The organism is Micromonospora sp. TSRI0369 (assembly GCF_001905625.1).
GTDB classification, from domain to species: domain Bacteria; phylum Actinomycetota; class Actinomycetes; order Mycobacteriales; family Micromonosporaceae; genus Micromonospora; species Micromonospora echinospora_A.
This window is the reverse complement of record NZ_LIVU01000008.1, coordinates 203,996-220,203: the sequence shown is the minus strand read 5'-3', so window position 1 is coordinate 220,203 and position 16,208 is coordinate 203,996. Positions and strand designations below refer to the sequence as shown.

Below are 16,208 nucleotides of genomic sequence, written 5' to 3'. Positions count from 1 at the left end.
TGTGCGGCATCACCTGGACCCGGCCGTCGGTCGACTCCGCGCCGCACAGGACCAGGTCGGCGTTCAACTGGCCGAGAGCGGCGGCGAGGACCTTGGAGGTGGCCACCGCGCAGGAACCGTGCAGGGCGTCGTCGACGACGTGCACGGCCTTGTCCGGGCCCATGGAGAGCGCCTTACGGATCGACTCGGTCGCCCGGTCCGGACCCATCGTCAGGATCGTGACCTCACCGCCGTGTGCTTCCTTGATCTTCAACGCCTCTTCGATGGCGTACTCGTCCATCTCATTGATGACGTTGTTCGCCGAACCGCGGTCGACGGTGTTGTCGTCAGCACGCAGGCTGCGGTCCGCGCCCGAATCAGGCACCTGCTTGACGAGTACGACGATATTCATCGCGCTTCGACGACCCTCCTGTTTGGTGTTGCGATCACTCGCCCGGTCACGGGCGCAGCCTCCCGCGTGACGGAACGTGGGTCAACCGCGGGCAGCTGTGCACTTCCCCACGAGCGCAATGTTACCCGCAAGTAGCATGGGCACCCCGACCGCCCGCAGTGACGCAGGTCACCGGCATCAGGCCGATTCGGCCAGCGCCTGGGTGATCTTCTCGATCGCCGCCGCCTCGGCCGGCTCGATCCCCCGGTGCGCCTGCGCCACCCGCTCCGCCGCTGCGAGCACCACCGACCGGTACGTCTCGGCGTCGGCGGGCGACTTGTCCCGGAGGATCTCCATCGACCGGCCCAGCGCGGGCAGCACCACGGACTCGACCTCCAGGGCCGAGTCCCGGGGCAGCTGCGGCAGCGGGCCGGTGGTGAGCGCCTCCTTGACCACGCCCCCCACCTCGGCGAGTGCTCCGGAGGCGGCGAAGCTCTCCCGCACCATCGCCAGCACCCCGGGTACGGCGTTGGAGACCAGGAAGACCGCGCCGAACGCGCCGGTCTTCAGGGTGAGCCGCTCGTCCGCCGTCAACCGTTCCATGATCACGGAGTGTAGACGTACGGCGTGGAGGTGGTGACCGCAACGAGTCCGAGCCGCTCCAGGATGGGCCGGCTGTCCGGCGAGCAGTCCACCTGGAGCAGCGTCTTGCCGCGCTGCTGCGCCCGCCGCGCCCGGTACGCCACGAGCGCCCGGTAGATGCCCTTCTTCCGCCACTGCGGCAGCGTCGAGCCGCCCCAGAGGCTGGCGAAGCCGGTGCCGCGCTGGTAGCGGATCCAGCCCGCGCTGACCACGGTCTCGCCCGCCTCGGCCACCACGATCGTGATCGACTGCGGATCGGCCTCGATCTCCCGGGCCAGCCCGTACACCAGGTGGCTGCGGTCCTCGCGCCAGACCTCCTCCTCCATGGCGGCGATCCGCTCCAGGTCGGCCCGGCTGGTGACCTCGCGCAGGCGTACCCCCTCGGGGAGCACCGGGACGGCGGCGGCGAGCGGCGCGACCGGGCCGACCACGACGGTCTCCTGGTCCTCCGGTACGAAGCCGGCGGCGCGCAGCCGGTCGCCCAGGTCGGCCGGCTCGTCGTGACCGGCGAGCTTCCACTCGACCGACTCGCCCCGGGCCCGGAAGACCTCGACCTGCCGGGCGATGAGCGCGTCCAGCTCGGCGCCGGCCAGGCCGTCGAGCGTCCGGTAGGTGAGGAAGCCCCGGTGGTCGAGGCCGAGCACGCGGAACAGCGGACCGTCCCGCTCCACCGTCACACCGGCGGGCGCCGGATCGGGCAACTCCGGACGAAGCTGGCTGTCGTAGGCGTCGCGCAGCTCACGCGCGTCAAGATCGGTCATCCCCCCAGGCTAGGCGCGGGGCAAAGCGGATAATCGGCAGCGTGTGGGAGTCGATCAAGAGCTGGTTCGACCCGCGTGAGCTGCGTTCGGTCGGCACCCCGCCGGACTACCGCTTCTCGCTGGCGAACGAACGGACGTTCCTGGCCTGGCTGCGTACCGGCCTGGCGCTGGTGGCGGGCGGGCTGGCCGCCGCGCAGTTCCTCCCGCCACTACGCCTGGCCCACCTGCGCGAGGCGCTCGCGATCGCGCTGCTGCTGCTCGGCGCGGCCGTCTCGATCCGGGCGGTCGACCACTGGGCCCGGACCGAACGGGCCATGCGACTGGACGAGGAGCTGCCCGCGTCCCGCTTCCCGGCCGCGCTGGCGCTGATAGTCGCGATCGGCGCGCTGCTGCTGGTGGCGGCCGTGCTGCTGGGCGGCGCGGGATGACCCGCGACCCCGGCCTGCAACCCGAACGCACCCGGCTGGCCTGGCGGCGGACGCTGCTCACGTTGACGGCGGTGCTGCTGCTGCAGCTCCGGCAGGCGTTCACCGGCCGCGTCCTCGACGCGCTGCTGACCGGGGCAGCGCTCCTGGTCTGGCTCGCCGTGCTGGTGGTGACGTGGCACCGGGCCACCGGCGCGGGACCGCGGCGGTTCGATCCCTGGTCGGTGCCGCTGACCGCGCTCGGCGCGGCCGGACTTGCGGTGCTCGGCGTGGCGCACGTGCTGGGCGGGGTGCGCTGACGTGCGCGGGTGAGCCATCATGGGGCATGGCCCGCCTCTACGTGCTGCTGTTCCTGGTTCAGGTCGTCCTCGCGGTCGTCGCGCTGATCAGTTGCCTCTCCGCCGACGAGGAGAAGGTCAAGGCGCTGCCCCGGATGATCTGGGTGCTGATCATTCTCTTCTTCCCGCTGGTCGGCTCGATCGCCTGGTTCCTGGTGGGCCGCGAGCGCCCGGCCGGAACCGTCGGCGTCACCGGCACGCCCCGGCCCGCCGCCCCGGCCGGTCGCCCGCTCGCACCGGACGACGACCCGGAGTTCCTCGCCTCGCTGGACGAGCGGTCCCGCCGCGAAGACCAGGAACGGCTGCGGCTGTGGGAGGAGGACCTGCGCCGCCGCGAGGAGGAGCTGCGCGGCCGCCCGGACGACCGGGACCGCCCCGAGGTCTGACACGCGACGCGGGCCGCCCGCCGGTCACCCGGCGGACGGCCCGCGGGCGCCGTGTTCAGGCCAGGTTCGACGAGCGGGGGTACGCGTCGGCCGGGTCGGTCAGCACGTTGACGAGGTACGGCACGCCCGAGTCGAACGCGCGCCCCAGCGCGGGCCCGAGGTCGGCGGCCTTCTCCACCGTCTCGCCCGCGCCGCCCAGCGCCTCGACCACCTTGTCGTAGCGCAGCCCGGGCTGGAGGTCGGCGGCCACGTCGTAGCCGTACATCGCCCGCATCGGGTGCTTCTCCAGCCCCCAGATGCCGTTGTTGCCGACCACGATCACCACCGGCAGCTTCTGCCGGACCAGCGACTCCACGTCCATCAGCGAGAAGCCGGCCGCGCCGTCGCCCATCAGCACGCAGATCTGCCGGTCGGGGTGGCTGACCCGGGCGCCCATGGCGTAGCCCATGCCGGTGCCGAGACACCCGTACGGGCCGGGGTCGAGCCAGGTGCCGGGCTGGGCCGGCTCCAGGTACTTCCCGGCGTACGACACGAAGTCGCCGCCGTCGCCGATGGTGATGGCGTCCGGGGCGAGCACCTTGCGCAGCTCGCCGTAGACGCGGGCCGGGCGGATCGGGTCGCTCTCGGCGGCCATCTCCTCGGCGTCGCGGGCCTTCGCCGCGTCCTCGGCGGTACGCAGCTCGGCGATCCAGTCGGCGTGGTCGGCCCGGTCACCGGCGTGGTCGGCGAACGCGCCGAGGATCAGCCGCAGGTCGCCGGCGGGCGCGGCAGCCGGCTGCACGTGCCCGGCCCGCTGGCTGGGCGCGTCCACGACGTGCACCACCTGTGCGTCGCCGAAGTCGCCGAAGGAGAGCCGGAAGTCCAGCGGGGTGCCGATCACCACGACCACGTCGGCGCCCTTGAGCGCGACCCGGCGGGCCTTGGCGAACGCGAGCGGGTGCTCCGGCGGCAGCGCGCCCCGGCCCATGCCGTTTGTGAACACCGGCACCCGCAGCGACTCGGCGGCGGCACGCAGCGCCTCGACGGCGTCGCCCGCGTACACGTCGGAGCCGGCGATGATCACCGGCCGGGACGCGCCGGCGATCAGGCGGGCCGCCTTGGCGACCTCGTCCGGGTCCGGCTCGATCGGCGCGGGCGGCGTGACCGCCGGCAGGTCGGCGTCACCGACCGAGAAGACCGCCTCCAGCGGGAAGTCCAGGAACACCGGGCCGCGGTGCGGGGTCAACGCGGTGGTCAGCGCCGCCGAGATCGCCCGCGGGATGTCGTCGGCGCTGAACACCGTCTCGGCGTGCTTGGTCACCGGCGCGACCAGCGGCAGGTGGTCCATCTCCTGGAGGCTGCCCGAGCCCCAGCGGAACTGGGGGGCCCGGCCGCCGAGCACCAGCACCGGCGAGGCGTTGAAGAACGCGCTGGTCAGGCCGGAGACGCCGTTGGTGACACCGGGGCCGGCGGTGAGCACGGCCAGGCCGGGGCGGCGCTGGAGCTTGGCCACCGCCTCGGCGGCGAACACGGCGGACTGCTCGTGCCGCACGTCGTAGAGGGGGAAGCCCGCCTTGTGAGCGGCGTCGTAGAGCGGGAAGACGTGCCCGCCGGAGAGCGTGAACATCTCCCGTACGCCGTGCGCGCGTAGTGCCGCGAGCGCCAGATCGCCGCCATGGCCCTCGACCCGTTCCGTCATGCCATTCCCCTTCATCGACCGACCGGGGTCACGCTACTGGCCGGTAGCGCGGATGTGAACAGCTCTCGCGTCAGCGGCCGGTGAAGCCCGGCTTGCGCTTCTCCACGAACGCGGTCATGCCCTCGCGCCGGTCGTCGGTGGCGAACAGCGCCGCGAAGAGCTGGCTCTCCCAGGCCAGGCCCGAGGTGAGGTCCATGTCCAGACCCGCGTCGACTGCGGCCTTCGCCGCCCGCAGCGCCTGCGCCGGCCCGGTCAGGAACGGCTTCACGTACGCCACCGCGGCGTCGTAGACCTCCGCGGCGGGCACCACCTGGTCGGCCAGGCCGATCCGCAGCGCCTCGGCGGCGTCGACCATCCGACCCGTCATGATCAGGTCCTTGGCGCGGGCCGGGCCGACCAGCCGGGCCAGCCGCTGGGTGCCGCCGGCGCCCGGGATGATGCCGAGCTTGATCTCCGGCTGGCCGAGCTTGGCGTCCTCGGCGACGATCCGCCAGTCACAGGCCAGCGCCAGCTCGCAGCCGCCACCGAGCGCGTAGCCGGTGATCGCGGCCACGACCGGCTTGGGGATGCGGGAGATCGCGCCGAGCGCGCTGGACAGGTCGGCGGCCCGCTCCGCCATGTCCACGTAGGACATGTCGGCCATCTCCTTGATGTCCGCGCCGGCCGCGAAGACCTTCTCGCCGCCGTACACGATGACGGCGCGGACCTCGGCGTCGGCGGTGGCCGCCGCGGCGGCGGCGCGCAACTCCTCCTGCACCTGGGTGTTGAGCGCGTTCATCGGCGGCCGCTCCAGCCGGATGGTGCCGATGCCGTCCTTCACTTCCAGCTTGACGAACTCGCCCACGCTGCCCTCACTTCCTCGTCGAAGTCGCGTGCCAACCTTACGGCTCGCCTCGTTGGGGTAGACAGTGTGGTGTCGGCGACTCCCCAGGTCGCCGCCGCCCCGCCACCGGGAGTGAGGCCATGATCACCTACTACGACGACCGTTCCGTCCAGGTCACCTCCACCACGGTACGGGTGGACGGGCGCAGCTACCCGCTCGCCGAACTGACCACCGTGTGGCACCGGCGGGGCGAACGCTCGTGGCGGGTGCTCGCCGGGCGCGGCGCGATCGGGGCCGCGCTCGCCGGGCCGCTGGTGACCGCCGTGCTGGGCATCGGGCTGGCCGTGTGGCTGCAACGCTCGGCGGTGGTCACCATCGCCATCGTCGGGGTCTCGGTGCTGATCGGCCTGGCCGTCGGGCCGGTGGCTGACTTCCTCTTCGAGTACCTGGACCGCTCCTACGCCCGGGGCAGCCGGGAGATGGAGATGTGGGCCGACTGGCGGGGGCGTCCGGTGCGGCTGCTGCACACCCGGGACGCGATGAAATTCGGGCAGATCTACCGGGCGGTGCAGCGGGCCATGGAGAGCCTGCCCGCCGCGCCCCGCCGGACCGCGCCGGGACCTGCCGCGCCCGGTCAGAACGTGATCGGCTCGTCCGGCAGCAGGCCCAGCCCGCGCAGCAGGCCGTAGGTGTCCTGTTCGCCCCAGAACTGCACGATCCGGCCACCGGCCAGGCGGTACATCTTGCAGGCGCTCTGCACAGCTGTCGCCCCGGTGGCGTCGCGCCGGTACGTCTGCGCTACCGACACCACCACCCGGTCCCCGGCCGCGAAGATCTCCAGGATCTCCTGGTCGAGCACGGTCAGGCCGGGCGAGGAGACGGCGGCCTCGGGGTAGCGCCGACCGCGTACCGCCACGCCGGAGCCGTAGATCTCCACGTCCTCGTCGACCACCTCGGCCAGCTCGGCCAGGTCCTTCGTGACGAAGGTGCGCAGGTAGCGCTTGACCACCTCGATGTTGCGCGCCTGCTCGTCGCCTCCCGTCATACCGTCACCCTACCGACGCTCCACCGTCCGGTGTCGACACACGCGGTTAGGCTGATTCATGGCCCTCTATTACCGGGACGACGCGGTACAGGTCACCTCGGACGCGATCCACGCGGGTGGTCGGGTCGTCGCGCTCGCCGACGTCACGTACGTCTGGCACGAGCGCGGCACCACCACCCTCGCGGTCCGGGGGCGGGTGCTGGGACGCGGGGTGCTGGTCCTGCTGCTGTCGCTGCCGCCGCTGGTCGCGGTGGTCTGCGTGCTCTCCCTCGCCTGGTCGGCGCAGGACCGGGGCGAGTGGAAGCTGGCCCTGATCATCCTGGCCGCGTTCGTGGTGATCGGGCTGGCGCTCACCCCGTTCCTGGAGGTGCCGCTCGGCTGGCTGGACCGTTCCTACGAGCGCGGCAACCGGGTGCACGAACTGTGGGTGCAGCACCACGGCCGGGAGACGATGCTGGTCCGCACGCCCGACGCGCTGCGGTTCGGGCAGATCTACCGGGCCGTGCAACGCGCGGTGGAACAGCAGACCGACAGCCGATGAGCCGCCCGGCGCCGGTCAGGCCAGCGGCAGCGTGGTCGCCACCGGCCAGGCCAGCAGCACCGCCCCGAGCAGCGGCGCCAGCCACCACGGCGCACCCCGGCGGCGCAACACCTCGGCCCAGGCCGCCTGCCAGGCGACCAGCGCCGCGAACAGCGGCACCACCAGCAGCACGAACCCGGGCGCCAGGCCGATCAGCGCCGCGCCGGCCAGCACCAGCACGGCGATGCCGCCGGTGGCCGCGTAGCCGAGGCCGTGGCCGTCGGTGAGCCGCTCGGCGCCGAGCAGGAAGACCAGGCAGCAGAGCGTCACCAGGGGCAGCAGCCACCACCGGGCCCCGACCGGCACGGTCGAGGTGAGCCCGAGATGCAGCGGTAGCGCGACCGCGAGCACGGCGTACCCGAGGAGCACGACAGCGACCACGGCGGACCGGACGCTACTCCCGCCCGCCGGTGTCCGGCCGGGGCGCGCGAAGCGTGCCGCGGCGGCCAGCAGCACGCCGGTGAGCAGCAGGAACACCGCGACGTATCCGCCCACGGCGAGCGGCAGCCGAGCGGTCGGCAGCAACGCGGCGAGCGCGGCGCCCAGCCCGGCCGCCGGCACCGTCGCGGCGAGCCACCGGGTGGTACGCGGACCGCCGGTGCCCGGCCGCGCCCGGCGCGGCAGCAGCGCCGCCAGCGGCACCAGGCCCAGCGCGAACCCTGCCAGCAGCAGGGCGGCCCCGCTCGGCCGGGTCAGCGGGGACGGCGACGGCCCGCCGGTACGGTCCGGCAGCGCGTCGAGCACCGCCGCGTGGGTACGCGGCGCGAACAGCACCGACACGTGCTCGACGCCGGGCGCCACCACCCGCGTCCGGGCGCCAGGCGGTGCGTCCCGGGTCGCCTCGTCGACCGCCTGGCGGAAACCGGCGAACTCCAGCCCGCCGACCACCAGCGTCAGCTTCCCCGGCCAGCCGGCCGGCACGTCACCGCCGTCGGGCAGCGAGATCGCCACCGTCCGGTCGATCTCCGGATGCGCGACCGCGTACCGGGTGACCGCGCCGGCGCCCATCGAGTGCCCGACCAGGACGATCCGGTCCCTGTCGACGCCGGGACGCTCACGCAGCCACGCCACGGCCACGTCCAGATCGTGCCGCAGCCGCGCCCGGGTGTCCTCCCCGTCCCGCCCGGCGCCCGGCAGCCGGGACCCGCTGGCGCCGTGCCCGGCGAAGTCGAGCAGCACCGCTACGCCGCCCTGGCGGGCCACCGAGTCGGCCAGCGGCCGCATCAGCCGGGCCGACCCGGCGAAGCCGTGCGCGATCACCACACCGGGCCGCCGGTCACCGGCCGCGCTGTCCGCCCGTACCTCGGTCAGCGGCACCCCGGCCACCGTCGCCTGCCGGGTGCTCAGCCCGGCGTCGGCGCGGACCAGGAGCAGGGTGCCGAGGACGACGGCGAGCAGCGCGACCACGCCGCACGCGAGCGTTCGCCGCGACGCCGGGCCGGGGGTGGGCATGCGGGCACCCTACGCCGCGTCGGCGGCCCGGCGTGACCTTCGCCGCCCGGCTGCCGTCGGGCGGCACTGGCCCCGACGCCGCACACTGGATGCCATGGCAATCCCTCTCCCCCGGCCCGGCGCCCTGCTCGGCCTCACCCGTACCGCAGTGGACCAGGCGCTCGGCTCGGCGGTCACGATGGCCTCGGTACCCGCTCGCGCCTTCGCCGTCCTCGACCAGGTGGAGGCGCTGGTCCGGCGGATCGACGGGGTGGTGGACCGGATCGAGGGCACGCTCGACCGCACCGACCGGGTGCTCACCGACGCCGAGACGGCGGTCCGCGAGGTGGCGGTGATCAGCGCCGCCGCGACCGCGGCGATCGACACGGCGACCGAGGTGGCCGCCGCCGCGACGGTTGTCGTCGGCGAGGCGCAGCGGGTCTCCGCGGCGGCGGCGACCGTGGTCGGCGAGGCCGACCGGGTGGCCCGGAGCGCGGCCGGTGTGGTGACCGAGGCGGAGACGGTGACGGCGCGGGCGGCGGGCACCCTCGCCACCGCCGAGAAGGCGACCGGCGTCGCAAACGAGCTGCTGGCCGCGTACGAGGCGACGCTGCGCCGGGCCGCGCCGATGGCGGCGCGTTTCGTGGAGCAGCTCAGCCCGGAGGAGGTGACCGCCGCGATCCGGCTCGTCGACGAGCTGCCGAAGCTCAAGGCCCATCTCACCTCGGACGTGCTGCCGATCCTGGCCACGCTGGACCGGGTCGGCCCGGACCTGCACGACCTGCTGGACGTCACCCGGGATCTCAAGCTCGCGGTCGCCGGCATCCCCGGGCTCGGCATGCTGCGCCGCCGCGGCGAACGCCTCACCGACGAGGTGTAAGGAAGGGCCCCTTGTTAACGCCTCCGGTAGTAAAAGGGGCCCTTCCTAACACTCGAACAGCTCGTCGATCTCCGCGCGATGGGGCAGCGCCACCGAGGCGCCGAGCTTGCGCACGCACGCCGCACCGGCAGCCGCCGCCCAGCGCACCGCGTCGGCCAGGTCCCGCCCCTCGCCCCACGCCACCGCGAGGGCTGCGGTGAACGCGTCCCCGGCGGCGGTCGAGTCGACCACGTCCACCGGCACCGCCGGCACGTGCGTCGCCGGCCGGTCCCGGTCGACGTACCAGGCGCCGTCGCCGCCGAGCGTGAGCACCGCCCGGGGCACCAGATCCAGCAGCGCCGCCGGCTCGTCCCGGCCACGGCCGGTCAGCGCCTGCGCCTCCGGCTCGTTCACCACCAGCAGGTCGGTGGCCGCCAGCAGCTCGGCCGGCACCGACCGGGCCGGCGCGGCGTTGAGGACCACACGGGTGCCCGCCGACCGGGCCGCCAGCGCCGCCTCGGTCACCGTCTCGACCGGCACCTCCAGCTGCGCGACCAGCACGTCCGCATCGCGTACGGCGGAAAGCTCGTCGGCGGTCAGCGACGTGAACGCGGCATTCGCGCCCGGCGTGACCAGGATGGCGTTCTCCCCCGCGCCACCGACCATGACCAGGGCGACGCCGGACGGGCCGTAGACCACCCGCAGGTTCCCGGTGTCCACGCCGGCCGCCGTCATCCGGGCCCGCAGCGTCACGCCGAACGAGTCCGAGCCGATCGCGCCGAGGAAGACGCAGGACGCGCCGGCGCGTACCGCGGCGACCGCCTGGTTGGCGCCCTTGCCGCCGGGCAGCATGACGAAGTCGTCGCCCAGCACCGTCTCGCCGGGCCGCGGCAGCGCGGCGCCGATGCCGACCAGGTCCATGTTGGCGCTGCCGACGACGGCGATGCGGGTCTGCGGCACGGTGTCGTCCCGTCGCTCAGGCGGCGCGGGCGGCCCAGCGGTCGCCGGACCGCGTGACCACGAGCGGGAGGCCGAACGCCTTCGACAGGTTGTCGGCGGTGAGCACGTCGGCGAGCAGGCCCTGCGCCACCACGCCGCCCTCGCGCAGCAGCAGCGCGTGGGTGAAGCCCGGCGGGATCTCCTCGACGTGGTGGGTGACCAGCACCATGGCCGGGGCGTCCGGGTCGTACGCCAGCTCGGCCAGCCGGGCCACCAGGTCCTCCCGCGCGCCCAGGTCGAGCCCGGCGGCGGGCTCGTCGAGCAGCAGCAGCTCCGGGTCGGTCATCAGGGCGCGGGCGATCTGCACCCGCTTGCGCTCGCCCTCGGACAGCGTGCCGTACGCGCGGTCGGCGAGGTGCCCGACGCCGAGCTGGCGCAGCAGCGCGGCGGCGCGCGCCTCGTCGGTGCGGTCGTAGCTCTCCCGCCAGCGGCCCACCACCGACCAGGCGGCGGTCACCACCACGTCGGTGACGCGCTCGTCGGCGGGGATCCGCTCGGCGAGCGTCGCGGTGGACAGGCCGATGCGGGTACGCAGCTCGTTGACGTCGGTGCGGCCGATGCGCTCACCGAGCACGTGCGCGACGCCGTTGGTCGGGTACAGCCGGCCGGAGGCCAGGTTGAGCAGTGTCGTCTTGCCCGCGCCGTTCGGCCCGAGCACCACCCACCGTTCGTCCAGCTCGACCCGCCAGTCGACGTCGTGCACCAGCGCCGTGCCGGAACGCTTGACGCCGACCCCGTCGAGGCTGACCACCAGATCCGCGTCCACGGTCGAGGGGGCGGGGGCGCCCGGGGCGCCGGGGATCAGGTCACCAGTCACCGCACCATCCAATCACGCATGCGGCACGGTGCCCCCCACGGGAGGCGTCGCCACCATAGGGTGGGGCGCCGTGTCGTTGGTCACCGCATCCGGAAGGACAGCCATGCCCGACCGCTGCCGCAAGGCGCGCGGATGAGCGCGGTCATCGAGATCGCCGGCCTCCGCAAGACGTTCCACACGCTGCGCCAGGGGCGCCGGGTCGCCGTCGACGGTTTCGACATGCTGGTCGAGGCGGGCCAGGTGCACGGCTTCCTGGGACCGAACGGGTCCGGCAAGACCACCACGCTGCGTGCGCTGCTGGGGCTGGTCCGGCCGGACGCCGGGCGGATGCGCGTGCTGGGGGCCGAGTCACCCGAGCATCTGGCGGACGTGGCCGGGCGGGTCGGCGCGATCGTGGAGAGCCCGCAGTTCTTCGGCAACTTCACCGCGCACCGGACGCTGCGGCTGCTGGCCGTGGCCGGTGGCGTGCCGACCGGCCGGGTGGACGAGGTGCTGGAGCAGGTCGGGCTGCGCGACCGGGGCCACGAGCGGGTCAAGGGCTACTCGCTGGGCATGAAGCAGCGGCTGGCGGTCGCCTCGGCGCTGCTGAAGAACCCGGATCTGCTGATCCTGGACGAACCGGCGAACGGGCTGGACCCGGCCGGCATCCGGGAGATGCGCGACCTCACCCGGTCGCTCGCCGAGGCCGGGGTGACGGTGCTGCTCTCCAGCCACATCCTGGCCGAGATCCAGTTGATCTGCGACCACGTGACGATCGTCAGCCGGGGGCGGCGGGTCGCGTACGGGCCGGTGCAGGAGGTGCTGGCCGGCTTCGACCAGCACCAGTGGCAGGTGCGGGTGGCCGACCTGGATCAGGCCGGTGACCTGCTGGGCCGGGCCGGTCTGTCGGTGACCGTCGGGCCGGACCACCTGGTGGTGACCGGTGTGGAGGATCCGGAGACGATCAGCCGGACGCTCGGCGAGCAGGGCGTGTGGGTCCGCGAGCTGGTCCCGCTGCGGCCGGACCTGGAGAGCGTCTTCCTGGAGCTGACCGGCGACCACGAGCACGTGGCGGTGCCGCGGCAGGTCGACGGCGCGCCGCCGAGCGACGGAGTGATCGACCTCGACGTCCGGGAGAGCCGGGAGGTGGACGCGTGAACCTGGTCCGTGCCGAGCTGGAGCGGCTGGCCGCCCGGCGCTTCGTGCAGCTCATGGTGGTGCTGCTGGGGCTCGCCTTCGCGGTGACAGTGGTGACCACGCTCGCCGGTTCGCACCGGCCCAGCCCGGCGGAGCTGAGCCGGGCGCAGAACCAGGCGGCGGAGAACGTGCGCCAGATGGAGATGGCGTACGACCGCTGCCTGCGGATCCGGGAGGGCTCGCTCTCGCCGGGCGAGAACGACTACCTGCCGCGCGACTGCGCCCAGATCGACCCGGCCCAGATCGAGGAGCTGCCGACCGCGGCCGACTACCTCAGCGGCGTCTTCGTCTTCGCCAAGGAGGCCGAGCCGCTGCTCTACTTCCTGATCGCGTTCCTGACGCTGTTCGGGTTCCTGGTCGGCGCCTCCTACATCGGGGCCGACCTGAACTCGGGCGGGGTGGTCAACCTGCTGCTGTGGCGGCCACGGCGGCCGACAGTGCTCGCCGCGAAGCTGGGCACGCTGCTGGGCGGGCTGCTCGGCGTGTCGGTGCTGGCGTCGGTGGCGTACCTCGGGGCGTTCTGGTTGATCGGCCAGGCGTCCGGCCTGGTCGGGCGGACCGGTGGCGACTTCTGGCCGTCGCTCGCCGCGATCTGGGGGCGTGGCCTGGTGCTGGTGCTGCTCGCCGCGGCGCTCGGCTTCGCCGTGGCCACGCTGGGCCGGCACACGTCGGCGGCGCTCGGCACGGTGGCCGCCTACCTGGTGGTCTGGGAGCTGGGGGCGCGGCTGGTGTTCCAGATCCTTCAGGTGGGCCGGCCGGACCGGTACATGCTGTCCAGCTATCTGGCGGCCTGGCTCTCCGGTGAGGTGCGGCTATGGGACGGCAACGCCTGCGGCCCCGGGATCTCCGGCTACTGCGACGGCTCGTACACGGTGACCTGGCCGTCGGGTCTGGTGGTGCTGCTCGGGCTCACCGGCGCGCTGGTGGCCGCGGCGTTCACGGTGTTCCGCCGCCGCGACCTGATGTGACGGGAGCCGCGCCCCGGCAACTCCTTGCGAAGCCTGACGCCATGATGAAGGATTCCTTCACATGGCGTCAGGGCGTACGACGCGGTCAGCCGACCGTCGAGCCGAACACCTCGTCGCGCACCGCGTCCAGCGCGGTACGCAGCGCGCCGCGCAGGATCGGCTCCTCGGTCAGCCCGGTGGTCACCACCCGGGGCCGGACCAGCGTGATCGCGGCGACCTCGTGCTGCACCCGCTCCGCCAGCGCCGCCCCGCCCGCCTGCCCGACAGCGCCGGCGAGCACCACCAGCGGCGGGTCCAGCACCACGCAGGTGCTCGCCACGCCCAGGGCCAGCCGGCGGGCCAGCTCGTCGAGCATCGGCCCGCCCGCGGTGCCGGCCGCGATCGCCGCGCGTACCACCTCGGCCGCCCGGCTCGCCGCGACGCCCTGCTCCGCCGCCTTCGGGGTGGCGAAACCGTGTTCGGCGGCCACCGCGCGTACCGCGTCGGCGCCGACGAGCTGCTGGAACGCCGGCTTGGCCCGCTTGGACACGTCGCGCGGGATGGGCGCCCCGGGCACCGGCAGGTAGCCGATCTCGCCGGCCGCGCCGCTGCTGCCGTGGTGCAGCCGGCCGCCCAGCATGATCGCCAGGCCGACGCCCGCGTCCACCCAGACCAGCACGAAGTCGGCGGTGCCCCGGGCGGCGCCGGACTGCGCCTCGGCCACCGCCGCCAGGTTCACGTCGTTCTCGAAGACGACGGGGGTGTCCAGGTCCTCGCGCAGCGCGGCGAGCAGGCCGCTGTGCCAGCGCGGCAGGTTGAAGGCGAAGGTGATGTCACCGGTCTGCGGGTCCACCAGGCCGGGGGTGCCGAGCACGACGCGCCGGACGGCGGACAGCTCCGCCCCGGCGCTGGCGGCCGCCTGGACCACCGCGTTGTGCACCACGCCGACCGGGTCGTCGGTGTCCTTCGTGGACTGCTCGACCCGGCCGGCGACCGTCCCGGTGATGTCGGCGCAGGCCGCCACCACCCGCTCCGCGCCCACCTCCACGCCCACCACGTACGCGCTGCTCGGCCGGACCGCGTAGAGCTGGGCGTTCGGGCCCCGCCCGCCGGCCTGCTCGCCGACCCGGGCGACCAGGCCCCGCTCCTCCAGCCGCTCGACGAGCTGGGACGCGGTGACCTTGGACAGCCCGGTCAGCTCACCGATCCGGGCCCGGGTCAGCGGGCCGCGTTCGAGCAGCAGCTCCAGCGCCGCACGGTCGTTGAGCGCCCGCAGGAGTCGGGGGGTGCCGGGCAGCCGGGTCGCACTCATGCCAACGTCCTCAATTTTCAGTAAAGTTTTCTAACCACAAAACGCCTGCCGAGGGGTGCCCGTTAGCGTATCGGCCGCCCCGATCCGCGAAGCTCGGACGACCCGGCAGGGAAAGGGGATACTCGTGGGTCAGGATCCTGGACTCCGGCGGCTCGCGCTGGGCACGTTGCTGGCCGCGTACCCGGGGCCGGTCCCGCCGGACTGGGCGGTCGACCTGCTCGCCGACGGGCTCGCCGGGCACACCCTGTTCGGCACCAACATCCACGACCCGGCCCAGGTGGCGGCCGCGACGGCGGCGCTGCGCGCCGGCCGCCCCGACGTGATAGTCGCGATCGACGAGGAGGGGGGCGACGTCACCCGGCTGGCCCACGCCACCGGCAGCCCGTACCCGGGCAACGCCGCGCTCGGCACTGTCGACGACCCCGAGCTCACCCGCCGGGTGTACGCGGCGATCGGCGCGGAGCTGGCCGCGCTGGGCGTCACGCTCGACCTGGCGCCCACCGTCGACGTGAACACCGCCGACGAGAACCCGGTCATCGGCACCCGCTCGTTCGGCGCCGACCCGAAGCGGGTGGCGGTCCACTCGGCCGCCGCCGTCACCGGCCTCCAGGCGACAGGCGTGGCCGCCTGCGCGAAGCACTTCCCCGGGCACGGCGCCACTGTCGCCGACTCCCACCACGAGCTGCCCACCGTCGACGTGCCGCCGGCCGTCCTGCGCGAGCGGGACCTGCCGCCGTTCGCCGCGGTGGTCGACGCGGGTGTCCGCGCGGTGATGACCGCGCACATCCGGGTGCCGGCGCTGACCGGCGACGGCCCGGCCACGTTCAGCCGCGCGGTCCTGCACGACCTGCTGCGCGTCGAGTACGGCTTCACCGGCGCGGTCATCACCGACGCGCTGGAGATGAAGGGCGCGGTGCTCGCCGCCGGCGGGGTCGGCACGGGCGCGGTCCGGGCCCTGGCCGCCGGCGCGGACCTGCTCTGCATCGGCGCGCGGGTCGACGCCGAGCTGGTCGAGTCGGTCGCCGCCGAGATCGTCGCGGCGATCGGCGACGGCCGGCTGGCGCGTGAGCGGGTAGAGGAGGCGGCCGGCCGGACCGCCGCGCTCGCCGCAGCCTCCGGCCCCACCGGCGCCCCGCCGCCCGCCGCCGACGGCCTCGGCTACGCCGCCGCGCTGCGGGCGGTCCGGGTCGAGGGCGACCTCACCCGCTCCGCCGCGCCGCTGGTGGTGCAGGTGCACGCCACCTCCACCGTCGCGGAGGGGCGGGTGCCGTGGGGGCTCGGCCCGCACCTGGCCGCCGGGATCGAGCAGGCCCGCGCGGTGGCGGGCGAGACAGACCCGGAGCAGTTGCGGCGGCTCGCCGGGGACCGGCCGGTCGTGCTGGTCGGGCGGCACCTGCACCGGCTGCCCGGCGCGCGCGAGCTGATCGAGGCGCTGGCCGCGACGCATCGGGTGACAGTGGTCGAGATGGGGTGGCCGGGCGCGTGGCGGCCGATCGCCGCGCGCGCCTTCGTCGCCACCTACGGCGCCAGCCACGCCAACGGTCGCGCTGCCGCGCAGACGCTCGGCCTGACCGCCTGACCGCACCACTATTGAACACGTTCAAAATCTGCCGTACGCT

Annotated in this window: 19 protein-coding genes; 9 read left to right on the top strand and 10 right to left on the bottom strand. The window is 74.3% G+C overall.

Annotated elements, in window-relative coordinates; genetic code table 11:
- The 3 genes from AMK25_RS25355 to AMK25_RS25345 all read right to left on the bottom strand — a co-directional run.
- On the bottom strand, positions 1-391 hold a 391-nt coding region (locus AMK25_RS25355), incomplete at its 3' end, for an electron transfer flavoprotein subunit beta/FixA family protein (RefSeq protein ID WP_443189925.1).
- Positions 392-568: 177 nt separating this feature from the next.
- Entirely contained in the window at positions 569-973 is a 405-nt protein-coding gene (locus AMK25_RS25350) for a hypothetical protein (RefSeq protein ID WP_073830904.1), read from the bottom strand.
- Positions 974-975: 2 nt separating this feature from the next.
- Complete coding sequence (locus AMK25_RS25345; protein WP_073830885.1) at positions 976-1,773, bottom strand: GNAT family N-acetyltransferase; 798 nt, start codon at positions 1,771-1,773, stop codon at positions 976-978.
- A gap of 41 nt (positions 1,774-1,814) precedes the next feature.
- Here AMK25_RS25345 and AMK25_RS25340 point away from each other — a divergent pair, with 41 nt between their 5' ends.
- The 3 genes from AMK25_RS25340 to AMK25_RS25330 are packed head-to-tail and all read left to right on the top strand — an operon-like array spanning position 1,815 to position 2,922.
- Positions 1,815-2,201 carry a YidH family protein gene (locus AMK25_RS25340; protein WP_073830884.1) on the top strand — a complete coding sequence of 129 codons (387 nt, stop codon included), beginning with the start codon at positions 1,815-1,817 and terminating at the stop codon, positions 2,199-2,201.
- A complete protein-coding gene (locus AMK25_RS25335; protein WP_073830883.1) occupies positions 2,198-2,497 on the top strand; it encodes a DUF202 domain-containing protein in 300 nt (99 codons plus the stop codon). The genes AMK25_RS25340 and AMK25_RS25335 overlap by 4 nt, the downstream gene beginning before the upstream one ends.
- A gap of 26 nt (positions 2,498-2,523) precedes the next feature.
- Complete coding sequence (locus AMK25_RS25330) at positions 2,524-2,922, top strand: PLD nuclease N-terminal domain-containing protein (protein WP_073830882.1); 399 nt, start codon at positions 2,524-2,526, stop codon at positions 2,920-2,922.
- A gap of 55 nt (positions 2,923-2,977) precedes the next feature.
- Here AMK25_RS25330 and AMK25_RS25325 read toward each other — a convergent pair whose 3' ends face one another.
- Together AMK25_RS25325 and AMK25_RS25320 are read right to left on the bottom strand one after the other, a co-directional pair.
- Positions 2,978-4,600, bottom strand: a complete 1,623-nt coding sequence (locus AMK25_RS25325) for an acetolactate synthase (protein WP_073830881.1) — start codon at positions 4,598-4,600, stop codon at positions 2,978-2,980.
- Between the two features lie 70 nt (positions 4,601-4,670).
- Positions 4,671-5,444, bottom strand: coding sequence for an enoyl-CoA hydratase/isomerase family protein (locus tag AMK25_RS25320; protein WP_073830880.1), 774 nt, complete (start codon positions 5,442-5,444; stop codon positions 4,671-4,673).
- 119 nt (positions 5,445-5,563) lie between these two features.
- Between AMK25_RS25320 and AMK25_RS25315 the strand changes: the two genes are divergently transcribed.
- A complete protein-coding gene (locus AMK25_RS25315) occupies positions 5,564-6,112 on the top strand; it encodes a DUF6232 family protein (protein ID WP_073830879.1) in 549 nt (182 codons plus the stop codon).
- On the opposite strand, the gene AMK25_RS25310 is transcribed toward AMK25_RS25315, so the two are convergent.
- Positions 6,058-6,468 carry a nuclear transport factor 2 family protein gene (locus AMK25_RS25310; protein ID WP_143194792.1) on the bottom strand — a complete coding sequence of 137 codons (411 nt, stop codon included), beginning with the start codon at positions 6,466-6,468 and terminating at the stop codon, positions 6,058-6,060. The genes AMK25_RS25315 and AMK25_RS25310 overlap by 55 nt on opposite strands.
- 58 nt (positions 6,469-6,526) lie before the next feature.
- Here AMK25_RS25310 and AMK25_RS25305 point away from each other — a divergent pair, with 58 nt between their 5' ends.
- Positions 6,527-7,009, top strand: a complete 483-nt coding sequence (locus AMK25_RS25305; protein ID WP_073830878.1) for a DUF6232 family protein — start codon at positions 6,527-6,529, stop codon at positions 7,007-7,009.
- A gap of 15 nt (positions 7,010-7,024) precedes the next feature.
- On the opposite strand, the gene AMK25_RS25300 is transcribed toward AMK25_RS25305, so the two are convergent.
- A complete protein-coding gene (locus AMK25_RS25300; protein WP_073830877.1) occupies positions 7,025-8,500 on the bottom strand; it encodes an alpha/beta fold hydrolase in 1,476 nt (491 codons plus the stop codon).
- 94 nt (positions 8,501-8,594) lie between these two features.
- On the opposite strand from AMK25_RS25300, the gene AMK25_RS25295 reads away from it, so the two are divergent.
- Positions 8,595-9,359 (top strand): hypothetical protein, encoded by a 765-nt coding sequence (locus AMK25_RS25295; RefSeq protein WP_073830876.1) that lies wholly within the window; start codon positions 8,595-8,597, stop codon positions 9,357-9,359.
- A 45-nt stretch (positions 9,360-9,404) separates the two neighbouring features.
- Here AMK25_RS25295 and AMK25_RS25290 read toward each other — a convergent pair whose 3' ends face one another.
- Both AMK25_RS25290 and AMK25_RS25285 read right to left on the bottom strand, forming a co-directional pair.
- Positions 9,405-10,298 (bottom strand): ribokinase, encoded by an 894-nt coding sequence (locus AMK25_RS25290; protein WP_073830875.1) that lies wholly within the window; start codon positions 10,296-10,298, stop codon positions 9,405-9,407.
- A gap of 16 nt (positions 10,299-10,314) precedes the next feature.
- Positions 10,315-11,154, bottom strand: a complete 840-nt coding sequence (locus tag AMK25_RS25285) for an ABC transporter ATP-binding protein (RefSeq protein ID WP_073830874.1) — start codon at positions 11,152-11,154, stop codon at positions 10,315-10,317.
- A 132-nt stretch (positions 11,155-11,286) separates the two neighbouring features.
- Here AMK25_RS25285 and AMK25_RS25280 point away from each other — a divergent pair, with 132 nt between their 5' ends.
- Positions 11,287-12,291, top strand: a complete 1,005-nt coding sequence (locus AMK25_RS25280; protein WP_073830873.1) for an ATP-binding cassette domain-containing protein — start codon at positions 11,287-11,289, stop codon at positions 12,289-12,291.
- Positions 12,288-13,298 (top strand): ABC transporter permease subunit, encoded by a 1,011-nt coding sequence (locus AMK25_RS25275; protein WP_073830872.1) that lies wholly within the window; start codon positions 12,288-12,290, stop codon positions 13,296-13,298. The genes AMK25_RS25280 and AMK25_RS25275 overlap by 4 nt, the downstream gene beginning before the upstream one ends.
- A gap of 85 nt (positions 13,299-13,383) precedes the next feature.
- On the opposite strand, the gene AMK25_RS25270 is transcribed toward AMK25_RS25275, so the two are convergent.
- Positions 13,384-14,589 (bottom strand): ROK family transcriptional regulator, encoded by a 1,206-nt coding sequence (locus AMK25_RS25270; protein ID WP_073830871.1) that lies wholly within the window; start codon positions 14,587-14,589, stop codon positions 13,384-13,386.
- Positions 14,590-14,713: 124 nt separating this feature from the next.
- Between AMK25_RS25270 and AMK25_RS25265 the strand changes: the two genes are divergently transcribed.
- A complete protein-coding gene (locus tag AMK25_RS25265; RefSeq protein ID WP_073830870.1) occupies positions 14,714-16,168 on the top strand; it encodes a glycoside hydrolase family 3 protein in 1,455 nt (484 codons plus the stop codon).
- The last annotated feature ends 40 nt before the right edge of the window (positions 16,169-16,208 follow it).